Below are 20,620 nucleotides of genomic sequence, written 5' to 3'. Positions count from 1 at the left end.
ACATCAAGGACTATTCCTATTCCTGGAGCGCGATGCGGCGTCGCGATTTATTTGTCATAGATTATTATATTAAGTCAATTAACCCAACGATAATAAATCAATCTAATGTAGATGTCTGCCACTATCGGGGGCAGCTTCAGGCGCCAACCTGCCTTCCTGCAGCCGATGCGCACGACACGACGGTCGCGTAGCCGAACGTCACGCGACACCACCGCGTCAGCGCAGATGGTCGCCCGGGGGCAACTGCGATCCAGTCCCCCTCAAGGAGGCATGACTATCATCCACTTCCAAGCTTGAGGTAATCATGCAAGCAATGCCGTCACGAGAAATCACGATGCGCGAAGACATGGAGCTGCTGGTCCAGCTGTGACGGCATTCCGACCGCCAGGAAACTCATAGCACCGCGCCTGTGTAATGAGGTCCCTCAGGTCGCGCCAGATGGGGCCACTGCGTCAGCCAGAGGTCGGCGCAATGACCAATACGGTCTCCCGACATCGAAAGCTGCTCGATGTTGGCGATGCTGTCGAGCCAGATAGTGCGCGCACCCATCATTTGTCCAAACCGTAGTGCCAAATATCCCGGAGCGGCACCCGTCGAAACGACGATGTCCGGCCTTTCATTCCAAACGATCCAGGCCATTCTGCGCGCCGCCTTCAACAGCGCGATTTTGGTCAACCGGTTAGCATCATTGACAAGGTAGAATTTGTGGTCGGGCACCTGGGCTTGATAGGAGTCGTGGACGGTGACGAACGTGACTTCGCAATGCTCGAAGGCGGGTTTGATCCGCAACAGCTGCACCCAATGGCCCCCACCCGAAGAGACCGCCAGCAGTTTCGGCCGAGTGCCGGGTGACCGCGGCGTGTTGTTCTTGAGCAACGTCTTGCGGTGAAAAACCGGGCTGAGAAGCATGGGCTGGCCTCCCTAGAACGCTGCAAGCTCGCAAGCTCCCATGAACGGATCGGGTCCTCGGCGCCTGCATTTAATATTTTAATTTAAATTAACATGCCGCCATTTAAAATCAAGCGATTTATATGCGCGGTACGTCCGATTTCCTGTCAGGCCAGCCGAATTTGAATCTTACTTGATTGAATCTGATAGTACCGCACGGGAAGTGTCGTCGCGTTGCCAACGATGAGCTCCAAGTCGGGAACCCAGGGTAGCCTTACAGCGAGCGGCAATGTTGACCCCACAATAAATCAATAGTCCGGCCCATAAGCGAGGTTCCTTGAACAGCGCAATGAGCGCCCGGCCATTCGCCGGTCCTTTGTTGACACGCAGTTCAGGAAAGCGCCGGGCGAGCTCGAATGTTCCCCTGTAGGCACGAGTTCTGACGGCGATAAGCTGCAGCAGAGTGCGTGGGGCGAATACCATGGACCTAACGCGGGGCAGTGTCTCCCGCTCTTCTGGTCTGAACTGAAGTCGAACAAAGGTGTCATCAGCGGTGATGTCTGGAAATTGGCCGAACCGCTTGCGTCCCGCCTCAGATAAGGCATACACGCCAGAACCGCCGATACCCTCACGCGAGGATGGCAGCCGTGACCGGATTCCGAAGTATTTACGGACGAGCCAGGAACAGCCTGCCAGATTGATGTCGGCTGTAGGCGCGACCGCCAAAACGCCACCATCATCGAGGCGGCTTGCCAAAGCCAGAATGGCATCAACGGTAATCAAAATATCGGCATCAACATAAATCCGCGGAAAACCGTCCGCGATTTGATCGCCAAGGTTCAGTGCGTGGGTCTTCCTTGCGATGTTCGATTCCACAACATTGACGGCTGGGCCGAAACGCCGGGCGACGTTCGCAGTGTCGTCTGAGCACCCGTTGCAGACGACGACCACACGGATCTGGTCCGAAGCTGGGTTGCCAACCCATTGCCTCAACGTCCGTGCGATCACAGAACTCTCATTGTGGGCTGGGACGACGATCGAAATCATGAATGGTCCGGTCGAGATCGATCAAATTTGCGTACCTCTCTAAGGCTGCCACAGGTTCGATCAGCCTCATGGGGTGGTTCAGCCTCACAGCCGATGACTTTGCGCGGGCGCCGCACAGGCATCGACCGAGCCGACTACAGGGGCGAACCCGTGCTCACCCCCGTCTGCGGACTCTACCGAACCTAGCCGGATGGCAGGGCCGCGCGTTCCGCCTCGGCCTCGAACGCTCCGACGCCCAAGCAGAGAGAACGGCCAGGCGCGCCGCTTCGGTCTCTTGATCTGCAAGTAGCGACATTGCGATCGGAATCACGATGCCGCCGCCTGCCGCTGATGTTCCGAAGCGAGCTCGCGCTCGGATCGCCACCATTTCACGAGATCTGCGAGCCCTTGCTCCAGCGAAACCGTGGTGCGGAAGCCCAGCAAACGCTCTGCCTTACCCGTCGAGGCCAGCCGTCGCGGTACTGGATTGACCGAGCGCTCCGGCGCGAATTCAGGCGTGAGGCCGCGGTGTCCCATCACCGACGCAAGTACCGTAGCCAGCTCGGTCAGGCTTGTTTCAGTGCCGCTCCCGACGTTAAAGACCTCATCGGTAATCTTTGCCCTGGCGGCAAGGATGTTGGCACGCGCGACGTCGCGGACGTGGACGAAATCCATGGTCTGACGGCCGTCGCCAAAGATAACGGGAGGAAATCCGGCTTCCAGCCGCTCCATCCAGCGGATCAAGACCTCGGTGTACCGTCCGTGGATGTCCATCCGGCTGCCATAGACGTTGAAATACCGGAATGCCACATAGTCGAGGCCGCATGCATCGTTGAAAGCCCGCAGTAGCCCTTCGTTAAACGCCTTGGCGGCCCCATATAGGGTTCGGTTATTGTAGGCATTCTGCCGCTCTGTCGTCGGAAACTCCTCGGCCATGCCATATACCGATGCCGAAGAGGCCGCGATGATCTTCTCAATATCGTGCTTGATGCACAGCTCCAGCAGGTCGTAGGTGGCATCCACCATGACCTCCTTAGCCAGGCGCGGTTCGGCCGCACAATGAGTGATGCGGAGCGCGGCCTGGTGAAAGACGATGTCGGCAGCCTTGACCAACGCTTCCATCAGCTTGCGATCGCGAATGTCGCCGTGAACCAGCCTTACGGGCCCACGCCCGAGCGCCCGCCGGAGATTTTCCGGCCGGCCTCTGATCATGTTGTCGAGGGCAACAATCTCGATGCAGCCCTCGTCGCAGAGCAGATCAACGATGTGGGAGCCGATAAATCCTGCCCCGCCGGTGACCAGAACGCGTTTACCCTTGATATCGATCAAGACGCTCTCCTGTTGTGCGACCATGTCATGAAGCTTTGTGGATGCTCCGACCGGGTGCTGATGTCTGCGCTAGGCCGCAGCGCCGCACTCCTCAATATTCCGACAACCTCGGCCGTCCGTTCCGGCCGCAACTCGGGATAGATGGGAAGAGAGAGGAAGTCGTTCGCGAGCATCTCAGTGACGGGGAGATCACCGGCCCGATAGCCGAGTTCTGCATATGCCCTCTGCAGATGCACTGGGACGGGATAGTGAATCCCGGCGCCAATCCCGGCATCACGCAACCGGTTCAGCGCGTCGTCGCGGCACTCCGATCTGACCGCATAGACGTGATACACGTGGCGGGCGTACTGGGGAGGCTGGGGACGCGCGAATGGAAGACCAGAAAGCAGCGCATTGTATCGCTCAGCCAGCGACCGACGTGCGTCCGTCCAATGCTCAATATAGTCCAGCTTGACATTCAGTACCGCGCTCTGGATTTCGTCCATGCGATAGTTGTATCCGGCAATGACGTGGTCGTACTTCGCCTCCTGCCCCCAATCCCGCAACAGGGACACGCGGCGTGCGAATTCAGGCCGGTCGGTGACGACCGCCCCACCCTCGCCAAACGCTCCGAGGTTCTTGCCCGGATAAAAGCTGAAACATCCCAGATCGCCGATCGAGCCTGCGCGACGTCCGCGATATTCCGCGCCGTGCGCCTGCGCGGCGTCCTCAATGACGACCAGCCCGTGACGACGCGCTATGGCCATTATCGGATCCATGTCGGCCATCAGCCCGTGGAGGTGAACTGGCAGAATCGCCTTGGTTCGCGGTGTGATCGCAGCTTCGATCAAGCTGGGATCCATCGTCCATGTTACCGGGTCAACGTCGACAAATACCGGCCTGGCGCCGCTGTAGAGAATAGCTGCGGTTGTTGCGACGAACGTCATGGAGACCGTGATGACTTCGTCACCGGATCCGACGCCGGCCGCCAGCAAGGCAAGGTGAAGCGCCGAGGTGCCACTGTTCACCGCGCGACAAGCGGTGGTCCTGCAATAGTTTGCAAAGCGTTCCTCGAAGGCTGTGACCTCGGGTCCGAGCACAAAGTGCCCGCTACTGACGACCCTCGCCACTGCGGCGTCGATTTCCGGCTTGATCTGGCTGTATTGCGCTTTCAGGTCCAGGAAGGGTATCAAGATTCAAAGCCTTGATTTGATCGACATTATATCGGCTATTTAAATCCCACTATTAAATTTAATCAAGCGTTAAATTCAAGCAGAATATATATTACCGGTGATAGTCTTTCTGAAGCGGCTCTGCTGAGCTACGACCGCTTGGCACCCCGTCGTCAGCGGCGGCCAGAATCCGAGCAGGCACGCCGGCCACGACTGCGCCGGGGGGAATGTCCTTTGTCACCACCGCTCCCGCACCTACGGAGGCCCCCTCTCCGATCGTCACGCCGCATAGAATGGTCGCATTCGAGCCGATGGAGGCTCTCCTACCGACGTGAGTGCGCTGAAGTGTCCAGTCCGAAGCCAGCTGAGGACGACCATTTGCGGTTGTCGCCTTCGGATATTTGTCGTTCGTGAACATCACACCGTGGCCGATGAAAACTTCGTCTTCGATCGTGACGCCCTCGCAGACGAAGGTATGCGACGAAATCTTACAACGCGCACCTATCTTTGCCCCCGCCTGAATCTCGACGAAGGCTCCAATCTTGCTCTCATCGCCAACGGTGCAACCATACAGGTTGACCAGCTCGGGATGAAATATCCTGACGTCACGGCCTAGCTTCACATCCTTCGTTATTGGCATGGTTGTCCTCCAGATTATGCCGGACGTGATCGACGCAGCCTCGGCGCACTCCGGAAGAGCCCGTCTGCAACGTGGCGAAGCTGATGCAGCAGCGGATGGCCGGTCATTGTCAATCCGCACCACCAGCCGAGGCCGGCAATGGGGAACGACAGTATCAGGCCGGTCAGGGAAGTAAGCATGCCCGCTTCGATCAATGCGGCGCAAGCCAGTACACCGGGGGCCATAGCGAACGTCACCAGGCCGCTCTTCAGAGAGGCGCGGAAAAACTCCCCTGAACTGAAGGCCAGATGACGTTTGAGGAAATATATCACCACGGCGGTCTGGAACGGCAGTGTTGCGAGGGCCGCGCTTGCGACAGCCTCTACGCCGAAAAACGATGCGCCCAGAACGACCAGAAGCGAAGGTGGTAGCGAGATGAGCGAAGACACCAAGGCGTCGCGTACGCTTCCAACAGCGAGGAACACGGGATAGGTAAGGCAAGCCGCGAATAGCGCAAGATTTGCAATGCAGAGAATGCGGACCAAGGGAACTATTTCCAGCCACGTCTGCCCGAGCCAAATCAGAACGATCGGCTGAGCCATGAGCGCGACAAAAATCAAGAACGGCCACTGCACAGCCGAAAGGAGTTCAACTGCCTCGAGATAGACGGCCTTCAGATCCGCCCCTGCCCTGCGTTGTGCGACAATCGCCGGCATAATGACAGGATTTAGAGCCTGCGCGACGAGCCGGTCGAACATTTGTGTCAGATTGGTAGCCCGGGTGTACAGACCGACAGATCCAAAATCCAGGATCTTGGCGAGCAGCAGCTGCGGCGCCAGATTGTAGACGAGATTGATGACGCTGACCGCGCTGGAGTAAAGACCGAAGTTGACTACCTCGCGATGCCCGAGCAGCGATGGACGCAAGACGCCCCAGTCCCGATGATTGGCAAGCAGCATCACGGTGAATACAATGCTCCCCGCCAATCCGCCCCAGATTGGCGCCATGTAGCTGAATCCCGCCATCGCAAGCACGATCGATGCGACGGCCGTCGCCGCTCCGGTTGCCAGGTTGCACACGGCCAGCGTGCCGAATTTCATGTCGCGGCGGAGCAGAGCGGATGTTGTCCCGTGAAACGGGACTAGAACAAAATTCAGCGCCGCCACCTGGATGCCCTTTCTGAGACTGTCCTGGGCAAAGAGCTCCGAGAGCGGGCCCGCAAGCACGAACAGCAGAAGCGCAATTGCTACCGATATTCCGAGCGTGATGGTGAACGCGGAGCGAACGTCCGCCGTGGATAATTCACGCTTCTGAATCAGATAGTTTCCGCCCCCGAACTCAAAAAAGGATGCGCCAATCACCGTCGTGATGGCAGTGACGACTGCATAGACCCCGAATTCTGCCGGCGAAAGCAGACGAGCGAGGATAGCGGTGGCAACGAAGACCAGGATAAGGCTGCCATAGCGGTCGGCCGCTGAAAACAGGATGGAACGTTCTACCGAATTCATCGCGAGACCGTCGCGCTGTTCGCGGATACCGTGTCGCCCGCCAATGCTTCAAACCGTCGCCGTCGCACGTTCCGGACTCCTGTACTCCTGCCGTTTCAGTAGGACCGGCTTGCCGTGTTCGGCGATCGACCGAGATGCAGCCTCCAGGACCTCGATCACCCGCAGTCCGGACATGCCACTCGAGATCGGTGGCGTCCCATTGCGCACACAAGCGATGAAATGCTCGACCTCGACCTGCAGCGCTTCCTTAGGAGCGACGTGGGGCGCCCACATATCTCCAGCCCGATAACCGATCCGGAATTGATGGGCGTGATCGGAGGGGCCGTCCACGGTGATACCCTTGTCATACACCTTGATCTTTTCCGTCGGTTCAAGATCGTCATAGACGATCATCTTCTTGCTGCCTCCAATGAACGTCTGGCGGACCTTGATTGGCGAGAGCCAGTTGACGCTGATATGGGCAACGCATGTGCTATCGAAGAACAATGTGATATGGGCCATGCTTTCCGGCGAGCCGGCCACATGGCACGATCCCGTCGCCGAAACTGCAACAGGCCTCTCATCCAAGATATGGTGGATAATCGAAATGTCGTGCACCGCTAAGTCCCAGATCACGTTGACGTCGCTCTGGAACAGGCCAAGGCTGGCCCGCGTGCTGTCGTAGTAATAGACTTCACCGAGCTCCTTCTTAAGCAAGAGCTCGCGGATTTTCCGCACGGCCGGCGTATAGACGAAAGTGTGATCCACGCTCAGTATTAGACCGCGCCGAGCTGCCTCATCGATCAGGCGTCGGGCCAGATCTGAACTTTGTGCCAGCGGCTTTTCAACCAGAACGTGCTTTCCCGCCTTGAGCGCGGATAGCGCCAATTCATAATGTGTATGAACCGGCGTAGCGATGGCCACGGCATCGATGGCCGGGTTCTTGAACAATTCGTCGTAACAGGACGTCGTTATCGCTCCCGGATAAAGACGCTTGCTGGTCGCGAGCTTCTCCGGATCAAGGTCGCTTATACCAACTAGACGTACCGAAGGATGAGCAGCGAAATTGCGGACCAGGTTCGGTCCCCAATAGCCGTATCCGACAACCCCAATGCCAACTGTATCGTTCGACATAACTGCACCAGTGATCAAAACTCGCGTGAGGTTTTCAACTTGCTAGGTTAGTTCGACAGTCCTGGCGATGGCCACACCGCTGACCTCCGCGGCCAAGTGAACACGGACAGACGCGCAGTGTGTCTAGGACATTCCAGCTCACGGTTGCCATGGCGACGTCGAGCAGGGCGGTGCGCTTTTGGCAATCTTCGTTGCTGGCTTAGGCGGAGGTCTCCGTCATCGTTACGGCACGACTGGACAGGAGAAGAGGCTCGGCCGTATTGTATTTTCATATCCACCGCCTAAGCTGAAGCGCTGTTAGGTCCGGAACGAACATGTCCCGTTTCGATGAAACTCCGAATTGCCATGATCAGCTGCGGCGATGCTTCACCACCGAGGCGTTCGCATCGATTGACGATGTCCAACTGATCCAATTTGTCCGTTAATTCCCGTTCTTCGAAAGCGACCTCAATACGGCCTTGCGCGGCGAACTGTTTTGCCGTTGCGATCTGATGATCGTTTCGGTGTTCACCCAGGCTCGCGCGGCGTGGCATGACGATAATTCGTTTTCCGAGCTCGAGGGCGGTGATAATGGAGCCCATGCCTGCATGAGCGATCACCACGCTTGCCGCCTCGACGCAACTTTTGAATCGACTTGGGTCAATGAACCGCTCGGTACGGATGTGCTTGAATGGATAGTTTGATGGCCCGATCTGAGCGAAAACATCGCTCCTTGCGCGTGCACCGGCCCATTCGTCGACCGTTCGGATCAGACGGTCGAATTGCACTTGCGTTCCGACTGTTACGAAAATCATAACGCGAGTCCTTCATAGATGCGTTTGACATGCGAACAAGGTGACGTACCGCCACCACACGCGACTTGGCTCCTGACAAATGCGGTCCGGCCATTCGCGGTGGAATTACATACGAGGCGACGCCCACTGCGCATGCGAAGATGTCGAACGCCGGCCAGCCCACAACCGCGCTCGCGAGATCGACGGTGTCGGCCATACCTTGAGTATCGAAGGACCATCGCAAACATCCACGCACGCACCGCAACCCTCTGCAGAAAAATGTATTATTCAATCGAAACAGCATTTAATTATTATTATTCTATAATACCGTCCGGGCGGTTATTTTCAAGAAGATAAATAAATTAAAATTTTAGATCCGTCCCTATTTTCTCGCGGTATTTGTTCGCGACTTTGAAGCTTTCGGCCCCGCGGTTGACGATATGGAATGAAACAGCGTGCGACGCTCTTGCCCTCCACCGCCGCGACTTCCTCCGTCAGTTCGATGCAAGTGCCGACACGCGCACCCGACAGCGCGCGCAGCACTCTTCGACAATCGCCTGTAATGCCACCCCGAAGGCATACTTCGGCCCTGAAGTGCAGTCAGCTGAGGGACGTTGGACGAAGTATCTGCTAAGGCCTAGTGCTCTCAGGCGGCAGGTGGACAGACAAGCAACACATTGAGCGTTTGGAGATCACGCCTCCTGCGAGCGATTTTACTGGTCGGGAAAGATCCATCCAGACGATGGGTGTGCGCCCGGCGGCCATGTTCGGGCTGCAGCACCAAGCCTCAAAGGGCGTAGTTCGACTCTCGCGAGCGCGCGCCCTCTCCGGATGAGGACTGATCTACCTGAACCGGCATCTACGCTGAATTACCTAGTACTCCCGGATGCTTTCATCCAGTCCGCGTAGCAATGGATAGAGGAAGTAGGAGATCACGGTGCGCTTGCCGACTTTCAGTTCGGCCGTCACCGCCATACCCGGAATCAGTTGAATGCGTTCAGCCGGCAGCCGAAGGTGCGTGTCCGACAAATCGACCAGTACGCGGTAATAGGGAGCTGGCGCGCGGCGCGCACCTTCGGCCTTCGTATCCGGGGAAAACGTATCCTGACTGATGACGCGGACTTCTCCCGTTGCAGTTCCATACTTCTGGAAGGGAAACGCTTCGAACTTGATCCGAACCGACTGTCCGAGCGCCACCTGACCGATATCCCGCCCCTCGACGTTGACCTCCGCCTGAAGCGGCACGTCGCGCGGAACCAGAACAAACAACGTTTCGGCCTCGCGAACCACCGAGCCGACTGTCCGGTTCGCGATATCCAGCACCACGGCATCTGCCGGCGCCTGCAGGATGATCAACTGTCGACGAAGCTCGGCCTTCTTCAATTCCTCTGCCGCGCTATTGCGCTTCGGCAGCGTCTCCACCAGTTCCTGATAGGTGGTGCGACGAAACTCCTCGGCGAACACTTTCTGATCAGCGCGGGCCTTTTCGAGCCGATGGGTACTATCGGCGATACTGCCGCGAACACGCGCCAGATTGCTTTCGACCTCGAGCCGAGCATCGCGAGACAGCAGGAAGTTCAGCCTCGAACCGACCTCCTTATCCATCAGCGTGGTCCGCATCGCTTCAATCGAACGCATCGTGTCGAGCCGTTGAAGGAGAACCGCCTCTTCATTCTGTGCCGTCTTGAGATTGGCTTGCGCGGATGCGATCTGTGCGTCGTAGTTCTGAATCTGCGCCTCGTAGGCGGCTCTCCTCTGCAAGAACAGCTTGCCTTGCAGGATCTGATCCGCGTTCGTCAGCTCTTTGACGGCATACTCGATTCCGTTCAATTCAGCGCTCAGACGATCGATCGACGCATCGAATCCAGCCACTCTGCCGCGCAGTTGGTCGAAATCCGCCTGCGAAAACGTCGGATCGAGCGTCGCCAGAACGTCGCCGCGGTTGACGCGATCACCGGCCTTGACGTGGATCTCGCGTATGACCGACGTTTCCAACGGCTGCACGACCAGGTTGGGACGCGTCGTGGTAAGTTTTCCCTGCGCCGTGACGATCATCTCCACCTGCGAAACGGAAGCCCAGATGACCACGAAAGCAATTAGTGCAAGTACGCCGTAAAGGATGAAGCGCGCGAGCCGCGGTGGCGCTTGCTGCTCGAGTTCGGTCGCATCGGACTGGAACTCGGCGATGACTGGCGCTCGCCTCGGTACTGGCCTGAATAGCTTGCGGCGGCGCTCGACCGATCTGGCCGGAACGAGACCGTTCGGATTCACATCCGCGCGTGATGGACCAGTCTCCCTCATGCAATCTGCTTCATCTGTTGATTCCACAAATGCCTGTAGATAGTGCATTTCGACAGGAGGTGGTCGTGGCGATCCATATCGACGATTCGGCCGCGGTCCATCACCAGGATCTGGCTTGCTTCGGTCAGCATCGACAACCGATGCGAGACGACGATAACGGTACGTCCTGCCGCCAAACGGCGGAGATTGCGCCTGATGATCATTTCGCTTTCGGCATCGAGGGCACTCGTCGCTTCATCGAAAATCAAGATCCTTGGATTGACGATCAGAGCTCTCGCAATCGCGAGCCGCTGCTTCTGCCCGCCGGACAGGTTCGATGCATCCTCCTCAAGCATGGTGTCGAAGCCACGCGGCAACCGTTCGATGAACTCGTCGGCGCCTGCGAGCTGAGCTGCAGCGACGACCTCGGCAAAGGTGGCATCACGTTTCACGCAGGCGATATTGTCGCGAATCGTCCCGCGAAACAGGAAATTGTCTTGCAGGACGATCCCAAGGTTTCGGCGCAGATGCGCGAGGTCGAGCTCCCTCGAGTCATATCCGTCGATGCGCAGCAGCCCCTGCTGCACCGGATACATGCCCGAAATCAGCCTGGTGAGAGTCGTCTTGCCTGAGCCGCTCCGTCCCACGATCCCGAAGATCGATCCTGGCTCGACGGTAAAGGAGACATCATCAAGCGCCGGCGATCCCTCGGATCCGTAGCGAAAAGAGACACTTTCGAACTCGATTTTGCCGGCAAGGTCGGGCCGCAGCCCATCTTTCCGACCGTCGCGCTCAGGCCTCTGATTCATCACCTCGCCGAGCATTTTCACGGCAAGAGCCACTTCCTGGTATTCGTGCACCATGGTCACGAGCTGGACCAGCGGTCCGGAGACCCTGCCGGCCAGCATATTGAAGGCGACCAACGCGCCGATTGTCATTTCGCCGGCAAAGACATCGAGTGCCCCGACGGAAATGATTCCGAGCGTCATGATCTTCTCCAGAAATCCGGTAAGCGCCTGGGCGCCTGCGGAGATCTTCTCGACACCGAATCGCATGGTCACGGACTGCGCGCAGCGGCTATCCCACACCCTGCTCTGCACTGGCTCCATCCCCAGCGATTTCACGGTGCGCATGCCGTGAACTGTTTCGACGAGGAGAGCCTGCCGCGCACCTTCCGCTTGATATAGATCGTACAGTCGTCGTCGAAATGGACCCATGAGCAGGCCGACGACGGCGCCGCTCGCGGCGGTGAAGGCCAGGACCATCAAAGTCAATTTGACGCTATAAAGCGCAAGGACCGGCAGGAAGACGAACAGCGAAAGCGCATCGAGGGTCGTCAGAAACAAGCGCCCGGTCAGAAACTCACGGATCCTCGCCGCCTGCTGCATGTGCTTGACCAGGACTCCGGCGGCCATGTGCTCGAAAAACGTAACCGGTAGCCCGAGGAGATGACCGAACGTCTTCGTAGCGACGCGAATGTCGACCCTGTTGGTCGCATATAGCAACAAGTAGCGCCGCAGAAAGCCGAATATCGCGTCAAAGACGAGCGCTACGGCCGCTCCTACCGCGAGTACGTACAGAGTGGTGAAGCTTTCGTGAACCAAAACCTTGTCGATGACGAGCTGGAAAAATATCGGGATGACGAGGCCCAACGCATAGAGCAGGATGGCGGCAATGGCGACGTCCCTGAACAGCCGCCATTGAAGAAGCAGTTCCGGCACAAACCACCGGAGGCCGAAACTCCCTCGGCCATCCTGTGTCAACTGCTCGCGCTTGATCAGGATCGTGTCACCGGCCCACTGCGCACAGAATCGATCGCGCTCGACAACCAAGACCTCGTGCTTGCGGTCGGCGAGCGGGTCGAAGATGCTGACGACCTCGGTGCCATCAGTTCGCCGTCCCGCACCAAGAACGGCGATCCAGTTGCCATTGGCGAGCCTCGCCAGCGCCGGATAGGCCTCTCCAAGATGAATCAGCGCGCCCCAATCCAGCTTCGTGCTCCTCGCGCGCAGGCCTGCATCCTTCGCCATGCGCAGCAGGAGATTCAACGAGAGCGGGCCGGCTACCGCATACGCATGCTTCAAGCGTTCGACCGGCAGATCTATGCCATGGTGACTGGAAACCTTGGACAGGCATTCCAATGCCGTCTGGGTCGACAATCCGGGCGCGGGCGCGTCCGCAACCCGGTCCTTCGCGCCGCCAGCGGCATCGATGTCAGCGGAAGTTCGAAGAGACATTCAGAGACCGTGTGTTGTGCGCCAGCGCATCACGTACTCCCGACGCACCGTTGTGCGATTGAGCTGGCTGGTTCCGCCGGACGACGCCCGCATCGACCAGGCCCTGGAGCGCCTTCTGCATTACGTCGACCGAGTTAGCGAAAGATTCGACCGAAAAGATCAGCCGCTGAGAAAATACGCGCTTCGGAGCGTTGTTGGCGTCACGCTCTGTCGGTGAAAGACTGACCAGATCGACGCGGACGATGGTTCCACTGACGGTAATTTCTTCGATTCCATCGGTATAAAGTTCGGCGTGCATCTTACGTCTCCTATGCTGCTAGCTGAGGTCTGAACAGGACGTCTACGGCGTAACTCGTCGCGTTGAAACTGCTCGTCGGGAACAAACTATCGGTCCCATACGCGTAAACGCCGTTGCCGCCGCTCGACGACGACGACGGAGCCGTTAGCGGTCCACTCGTGAGGGAGCTGGCGAAGAGGTTTGGATCCGCAGAATAGCCCCCCGCACTGTGGTAAGACGCAATATACGTGGTCCCCGCCGCGATCGTCACCGGAGTGCTGAAGCTGACCTGCTGCCAGCCACTCGCCGTTTCGTTGGTGAACGTGGCCGTCGCCAGAAGCGTGCCGGTACTGCTCCACAGATCGGCAACGTGCGTACCCGTGTTGGACGGTCCCTTGTAGAAGCGTAGCCCGATGATATCACCTGGGGCGGAGGCCTGGAATTTCATACCAACCTCGATCGCCTGGCCATCGTTGGCCGATACAACACTCGGCGTGGGATTGGAGCTGAACAGGCTAACGACGTTGGACGATGGGGCATGCACCGTCACGTTGACGGAGGCGCTTGCAGTGCCGCCACGGCCGTCTGAGATGGAGTAGTCGAAAGAAGTCGGCCCGGTAAAGCCGCTCGCTGACGTAAACGTCACCGAATTGTTCTGGGCGTTGAAGCTGGCGGTCCCATTAGCGGCACCGCTCACGCCAGTGATCGTCAGAGCGTCTCCGTTCGGATCGGTATCGTTGGCAAGCAGTGCCGCCCCGTCGATAGTGAGAGGGACGCCTTGAGTGGCGTGGAAGCTGCTGTCAGTCGTAGCCACCGGTTGCTGGTTGCTGCCGCTGGTTCCGTTGAAGACGACGTCGACCCAGTAATTGCTGGCGTTGTACGTGCTGGTCGGAAACAGGTTAGCGGCGCCGTAGGTGTAGACGCCGTTGATGCTCGCAGGAGCCGTGAGTGGACCGCTGGTGCGCGCGGTGGTGAAGTAGTTGGTGGTGGACGCATAATGACCATTGCTGTGAAAGCTCGCCACATAGGTCGTGCCAGCCGAGATGGACACGGGATTGCTGAATGTGACGGTCTGCCAGCCACTGCTGCCCTCGTTGGTGAACGTCGCACTCGCCAGCAGCGTGCCGGTACTGCTCCACAACGAGCCCGTATGAGTCCCGGGGTCGTTTGCACTCTTGTAGTACTTGACGCCAGTGATCGTGCCGGCCACGGAGGACGTGAATTTCACGCCAAGATTGACTTGCGACGCATCGGAATTCGACAGGATGGCCGGCGTGTCCGAGCTCGAGAACAGGCTCACGGTTGAGGGCGTTGTCGTCACCGTGAGATCAAACGTCTCGCTGGCTGACAGGCCGCCGAGATCGGTGGCCGAGGCCTTGATGCTGAGGGTGCCAACATTGCTGGACGTTGGTGTACCGCTGAAGGTCCGCGTCGAGGCGTTGAAGGTCAGCCATGCGGGAAGTGCCGTGCCGTCGGCGGCTGTCGCCGTGTAGGCGAGCGAATCCCCGGAATCGACGTCGGTGAAGGTACCCGCAGGCAGCGTCAACGAGAATGGCGTACCGACCGTTGCGGTCTGATTGCCGGTCTGGGCGGCCAGCACCGGCGCGTCGTTGGCGCCATGGATTGTGACGGTGAGTGTGGACGATGCCGTGGCGCCGGCGGCGTCGCGCATCGTGTAATTGAAGATATCGCTGAGCGTGTCGGTCGACTGCCGCAAGGCCTGCACGGCCGCATCGGTCTCGTTGACCGTATATGTGAAGCCGCCCGAGGCATTGAGCACAAGGCTGCCGTGCGCTCCAGACAGCGCTGAACCGAGTGTGCCGCCGGTCGAGCCGAAGCTGACGGCGGTGACCGTCTTGGTGTCGCCCGCGTCGGGATCGGTATCGTTGGTCAGCACGTTGCCAATCGCCGCCGTGCCACCGACGCTGTTGCTCACGCCGCCCTTTTCGGTGGCATCACCGGTGTCGGCGACCGCAGTTGGCGCCGTATTGTTGGGACTGGAGGAGCCGTTGAAGACGACGTCGACCCAGTAATTGCTGGCGTTGTACGTGCTGGTCGGAAACAGGTTAGCGGCGCCGTAGGTGTAGACGCCGTTGATGCTCGCAGGAGCCGTGAGTGGACCGCTGGTGCGCGCGGTGGTGAAGTAGTTGGTGGTGGACGCATAATGACCATTGCTGTGAAAGCTCGCCACATAGGTCGTGCCAGCCGAGATGGACACGGGATTGCTGAATGTGACGGTCTGCCAGCCACTGCTGCCCTCGTTGGTGAACGTCGCACTCGCCAGCAGCGTGCCGGTACTGCTCCACAACGAGCCCGTATGAGTCCCGGGGTCGTTTGCACTCTTGTAGTACTTGACGCCAGTGATCGTGCCGGCCACGGAGGACGTGAATTTCACGCCAAGATTGACTTGCGACGCATCGGAATTCGACAGGATGGCCGGCGTGTCCGAGCTCGAGAACAGGCTCACGGTTGAGGGCGTTGTCGTCACCGTGAGATCAAACGTCTCGCTGGCTGACAGGCCGCCGAGATCGGTGGCCGAGGCCTTGATGCTGAGGGTGCCAACATTGCTGGACGTTGGTGTACCGCTGAAGGTCCGCGTCGAGGCGTTGAAGGTCAGCCATGCGGGAAGTGCCGTGCCGTCGGCGGCTGTCGCCGTGTAGGCGAGCGAATCCCCGGAATCGACGTCGGTGAAGGTACCCCCAGGCAGCGTCAACGAGAATGACGTACCGACCGTTGCGGTCTGATTGCCGGTCTGGGCGGCCAGCACCGGCGCGTCGTTGGCGCCATGGATTGTGACGGTGAGTGTGGACGATGCCGTGGCGCCGGCGGCGTCGCGCATCGTGTAATTGAAGATATCGCTGAGCGTGTCGGTCGATTGCCGCAAGGCCTGGACGGCCGCATCGGTCTCGTTGACCGTATATGTGAAGCCGCCCGAGGCATTGAGCACGAGGCTGCCGTGGGCTCCAGACAGCGCTGAACCGAGTGTGCCGCCGGTCGAGCCGAAGCTGACGGCGGTGACCGTCTTGGTATCGCCCGCGTCGGGATCGGTATCGTTGGTCAGCACGTTGCCAGTCGCCGCCGTGCCACCGACGCTGTTGCTCACGCCGCCCTTCTCGGTGGCATCACCGGTGTCGGCGACCGCAGTTGGCGCCGTATTGTTGGGACTAGAGGAGCCGTTGAAGACGACGTCGACCCAGTAGTTCGAGGATTTGAAGGTATTCGTCGGGAACGTGTTTCCGGATCCGTAGGCATAGACTCCGTTGCTGCCAGCCGGAGCTGTTAGCTGCCCGTTGGCAAGCGATGTCGTGAAATAGTTCTGGGTACCGGAATAATTGCCGTTGGTATGGTAAGACGCGACATAAATGGTGCCTGCCGTAATCGCCACAGGCGTAGAGAAGTTGACCTGCTGCCAGCCGCTGGCTGTCTCGTTCGTGAACGTCGCAGTTGCGAGCAGAGTTCCGGTCGAGCTCCAGAGATCCGCAATATGGGGACCCGTATTCAACGATCCCTTGTAGAAGCGCAGGCCGGTTATCGTCCCGTTCACCGATGCGGTGAACTTGACTCCGACTTCGACGGGGCTGGTATCCCCGGAATTGGGGACGCTTGGCGCATCATTGGTGCCGAACAGGCTCTGCGAGGAGACCGGATAGTTGACCTTGAGGGACACTTGGCCGGAACCACTTTGGCCGCTCGTGTCTGTGATCGTGTACGTGAAACTCGCCGCGCCGGCATAGCCATCGGTAGGAGCAAAGGTCACCGTCTGGTTCTGCGAGTTGTAGCTTACGCTTCCGTTGACCGGGTTACCGACGCTGGTAAGCGAGAAAGCCAGCCCGGACGGGTTGGTGTCGTTCGCAAGCAACGTCGATGCCGCAATATTCAGCAAGCCATTCTGGGTAACTGTGAAGCCACTGTCGCCATTAGCTTGTGGCGACGCCACGCCTGAATCATCGAAAACGACGTCTACCCAGTAATTCGGGGCCTTCGTGGAGGAAACGGTGCTGGGGAAGGTCGGGCCGCTGCCATAGGCATAGACACCGTTGAGACTGCTACCCGGCGCGGTGAGCGCACCTTTCGTAACGCCTCCATAACCGATGAAGTAGAAGTCGGTCGACGAATAGTGACCGGTGTTCGCGTGGTAGGAAGCAACATACGTCGTGCCAGCGTTCACGCTCACAGGCGTGGCGAAATTGACCTGCTGCCAGCCGCTCGCGGTTTCGTTGGTGAAGGTGGCGCTCGCAAGCAGCGTGCCGTTTGCGGTCCAGAGATCTCCGATGTGGGTGCCAGTATTCTGAGGCCCTTTGTAGAAGCGAATGCCGGTGATCTTCCCCGAGACGGCCGGGACGAATCTGACGCCGAGCTCAACCGAGGCGGAGTCGCTGTCTGAGAGCAACGCAGGCGTATCGGTACTACTGAAGAGTGTCAGGTTGGAAGATGGTGTGACCGTGTAGGTTGCGCCCGCACCGGATGTTTCCAGGTTCAGGCTGTCGTCGACCGCCCTGGTTTTGAGATTATAGGTCCCTTTGGCCCCTGTGACGAACGTGTATGACCAGGTCACGGTCGCCGCGCCGACATTGCTGTTGGTTGGGTGCCAGGTGTTTCCACCATCTGTGGAAATTTCGACGCCGGCAATCTTTCCGCCCGCGTCATTGGCCGTCCCCGTCACCGTGATCGATTGCCCCTCGACAACGCTGGCAGCCGAGAGATTGCCGATACTAGACGTCGGCGCCGTGGTGTCGGTCGACCGAATCGCGGCCGTCAGGTTTGCTTGCAGCGTCGCCGGCTGAACGCCCATATCAGCGAAAAGGTTGACCATCGCCTGCTGGACATTAGGGTCTACCGGAGTCGCAGGTCCGTCGTGGTCGCTTGCAAGCGCCCACGGCCAGTTGATCGAACCGGCCGAGAATATCAGTGCGCCACTGACGGGATCCCGATGCAGCACGAGATTGTGGGTTGCCGTGCCGTTTGCGAACGTGTTGCCATAATCGAGGAGAAGCTGTCCATTCACCTGCAATGTGGTAGATGAGACACTCATCAACCCCGCTGGGCGAAATCCGTTGTCCGGCGCCGTGTCCCATTCAACGCCTAACAGGCCAGGTACGAGCGAGGCGGTCTGCCCGGGTGACGTTTGCGCGACAGCCGTATTGCGCCAGAAGCGCAACTGGGTCATTGGATACGGTATCGTGATCGTATCGTACCGGAATGCGTTGACCGCGAACAATGTACCGGTCAACTCGTTCGAGGGGAGAGGCGGACCGAACCGCGGGTCAGAGAAATTGCCGGTCGCCTGTCCTGTTGGATCAATCAACGCATTTGCGTGCGTATCCTTGTAGCTAATGAGTGTGCGATTGGCTGATCCGCTGCCATCGATGCTGGGTGCCAACCTTGTTTTCCAATAGATCTCGTTGCCTGTGAGAAATGCAAGGTTCACGCCAGCATGCGCTGCGGCCTGTACGTTGGCACGCTGAGCTTCGGTCCAATACTCGTCGTGCCCCGCGTCCATGAAGATTTTGTGATTGAGCAACAACGAGCCGTTTGTCGCAGCATCGATTCCCGAAATGTAAGAAACGTCGTACCCGTTTTGCTCGAGCCACTGAATGGCCGCAAACTCAGCCGTGAACGGGGAGTCTCCCCCCTCGGAAAAAGTTCCCTCGCCGTCACGCGTTATGAGGGGGCGATTGTAACTGACCGCGTAGGCTGATCCACGGACGCCCGGACCATTCCCGAAATATAGGTTGGCCCCTCCCCAGCCATTGTAGGCTTGCCAGTCCTGATCACTTGTCTGGAGGACGATGTCGCTGTGCGAAGCGTCGTTCCTTATGATGAATGGGATCTGGAAAATCTCGGTGCCGTTGACGACGCTGGCTATGTAGACGCCCGAGACCGCATCGGCCGGTACGCTCCAGGAATCGGTCACGCTCCAATTGCCGGCATCGACGAGCCCGGTCGACGGATCGCGCAATGGATCGGGTTGGACGACCGCCGTTGCGGCCTGATGCTGCAGGCTCGTAACCAGCCTGGCACCATCGCCGCCGTAATAGCCGAGCCGGTAGACATCGACGCGATAGTTCGGGTTGCCGGTCAGGTTGTTGATCTTGAATTGGACCGTCCCTCCGACATTGGTGCTGATTGCTGTCGCAAATCCTTCTGTCAGAGTTGAATTCTCGCCCGGCTGAATCTGCCAGACACTCTTCGGCGTACCTGGCTTCTGGTTTTCCAGTACAATGGGATTCGTGGGCGGATCGGAAACAATGGTGCCTCCCTGCCCATCGCTTTCAAAATTCCAATTCAAGTCCATCCCCGAGAACAGCAAGGAGACATTGGCCGCACCGTTGCTGAAATCGACCGTGCTGATATTCGAGCTATTGTCGTATTGGACGGTCGCCGACATCGACGATGTAAAGGGGAGATCCTTCAAGTCGATGAGGTTGCCTGGCGCAAGCGGCGCTCCCGGCGACGAACCCGCGATCAAGCCGTGGAAGTTGGCCGACTGATCGAGGACAAGCGTGCCAGTTCCCGTTTCGAACGACACCGTTATGCCGGAGAACGATCCATTCAAGAACTGGCCGGAAACCGAACCTCCGATCTCCAAGATCGCCTTGTCTGCAATCTCGAAAGATCCAGTACCGCTGACGTCACCCCTGAACTCCCCGGTCGGAATGCGATTGCCGAGGAACGCTCCAACCTCGACTGTCCCATTGTTCAGCACATCGCGTTCGACGATAAATGGCGAGCCGGCATCCAACGAAAGCGTCGCACCTGCATCGAGGATTAGACTCCCAATATCAACACCGCCCGAGCTCGTGACGACATACGTTCCGGCTGCATCGAGGAACGCAGCGTCGATGGTGCCTGGGAGCCCGGCGCTCCAGTTCGCTGCGACATTCCAGGCTCCGTCAATCGGATGCACCCAGTGAGTGGCGCCTGGGGTGGAAGTCGATTGTGATTTCCGCGCCGCTTCGCTCGCCACAAATGAGAGCGTTGGCGTCAGGCCATTATGACCGCTCGTCAAAGACGTCGAAGATAGCAGCGCAGGCAATCGCGACCGGGAAGGTGCAGCGAAGAGAGCGGGCAAAACGCCGCGCAAGCCCGCCGAGTCGGCCCGAGACGTCCGTTCGAAGAACGAGACGTCCCCCCCTGGAGCGAATGCCCCGCTTACTGACCGATCAACACCCCGCGGAGCCCAGAGGCCAAGTGCGTCGAAACCCGCGAAAGCGCTCGCGACCGGCAATTCCTGCCAAAGGGCTGGAACATCCTGCTCCCAAAGAACGTGCCGAGTTCCCCGGCCGAAGGCGTTCGCCTTTTGAACCAGCATGAGCATACCGATTAAATAAATAATCGCCTCTCAATATTTTAATTGTCTTTTAAACTGCGGTCAATTCAATACATTAATTTAACTCAGATTCGATATCGGCCGAGTGG

General features: G+C 58.7%; 12 protein-coding genes. All 12 read right to left on the bottom strand.

The features are described 5' to 3' along the window. Positions 1-393: 393 nt before the first annotated feature. Positions 394-909: a UDP-N-acetylglucosamine--LPS N-acetylglucosamine transferase gene (locus tag ACTEK7_RS34730; RefSeq protein WP_225139932.1), complete on the bottom strand. Its 516-nt coding sequence runs from the start codon at positions 907-909 to the stop codon at positions 394-396. Positions 910-1,077: 168 nt separating this feature from the next. Further along, positions 1,078-1,935 carry a glycosyltransferase gene (locus ACTEK7_RS34725; protein ID WP_225147622.1) on the bottom strand — a complete coding sequence of 286 codons (858 nt, stop codon included), beginning with the start codon at positions 1,933-1,935 and terminating at the stop codon, positions 1,078-1,080. Positions 1,936-2,241: 306 nt separating this feature from the next. Next, complete coding sequence (locus ACTEK7_RS34720) at positions 2,242-3,234, bottom strand: NAD-dependent epimerase/dehydratase family protein (RefSeq protein ID WP_225147708.1); 993 nt, start codon at positions 3,232-3,234, stop codon at positions 2,242-2,244. A 5-nt stretch (positions 3,235-3,239) separates the two neighbouring features. Beyond that, a complete protein-coding gene (locus ACTEK7_RS34715) occupies positions 3,240-4,415 on the bottom strand; it encodes a DegT/DnrJ/EryC1/StrS family aminotransferase (protein WP_225147623.1) in 1,176 nt (391 codons plus the stop codon). A gap of 91 nt (positions 4,416-4,506) precedes the next feature. Continuing rightward, positions 4,507-5,034 carry an acyltransferase gene (locus ACTEK7_RS34710; RefSeq protein ID WP_036029176.1) on the bottom strand — a complete coding sequence of 176 codons (528 nt, stop codon included), beginning with the start codon at positions 5,032-5,034 and terminating at the stop codon, positions 4,507-4,509. A 14-nt stretch (positions 5,035-5,048) separates the two neighbouring features. Beyond that, the gene (locus ACTEK7_RS34705) at positions 5,049-6,521 is read right to left on the bottom strand and encodes a lipopolysaccharide biosynthesis protein (protein ID WP_036029173.1); all 1,473 of its coding nucleotides are present in this window, start codon (positions 6,519-6,521) and stop codon (positions 5,049-5,051) included. A gap of 48 nt (positions 6,522-6,569) precedes the next feature. Further along, a complete protein-coding gene (locus ACTEK7_RS34700; RefSeq protein ID WP_036029172.1) occupies positions 6,570-7,634 on the bottom strand; it encodes a Gfo/Idh/MocA family protein in 1,065 nt (354 codons plus the stop codon). A 281-nt stretch (positions 7,635-7,915) separates the two neighbouring features. Next, positions 7,916-8,428, bottom strand: coding sequence for a glycosyltransferase (locus ACTEK7_RS34695; RefSeq protein WP_036029170.1), 513 nt, complete (start codon positions 8,426-8,428; stop codon positions 7,916-7,918). 852 nt (positions 8,429-9,280) lie between these two features. Next, positions 9,281-10,708 (bottom strand): HlyD family type I secretion periplasmic adaptor subunit, encoded by a 1,428-nt coding sequence (locus ACTEK7_RS34690; protein WP_074448161.1) that lies wholly within the window; start codon positions 10,706-10,708, stop codon positions 9,281-9,283. After that, positions 10,705-12,924 carry a peptidase domain-containing ABC transporter gene (locus ACTEK7_RS34685; protein ID WP_225114281.1) on the bottom strand — a complete coding sequence of 740 codons (2,220 nt, stop codon included), beginning with the start codon at positions 12,922-12,924 and terminating at the stop codon, positions 10,705-10,707. The genes ACTEK7_RS34690 and ACTEK7_RS34685 overlap by 4 nt, the downstream gene beginning before the upstream one ends. Beyond that, positions 12,902-13,222 carry a hypothetical protein gene (locus ACTEK7_RS34680; RefSeq protein WP_057029412.1) on the bottom strand — a complete coding sequence of 107 codons (321 nt, stop codon included), beginning with the start codon at positions 13,220-13,222 and terminating at the stop codon, positions 12,902-12,904. Before ACTEK7_RS34680 ends, ACTEK7_RS34685 begins: the two co-directional genes overlap by 23 nt. Positions 13,223-13,232: 10 nt before the next feature. After that, entirely contained in the window at positions 13,233-20,513 is a 7,281-nt protein-coding gene (locus tag ACTEK7_RS34675) for a DUF4082 domain-containing protein (protein WP_225147624.1), read from the bottom strand. Positions 20,514-20,620 lie beyond the last annotated feature (107 nt).

The organism is Bradyrhizobium sp. JHI2711 (genome assembly GCF_056156565.1).
Note: the sequence above shows the minus strand (reverse complement) of the source record. Positions and strands in the feature narration are given on the sequence as shown.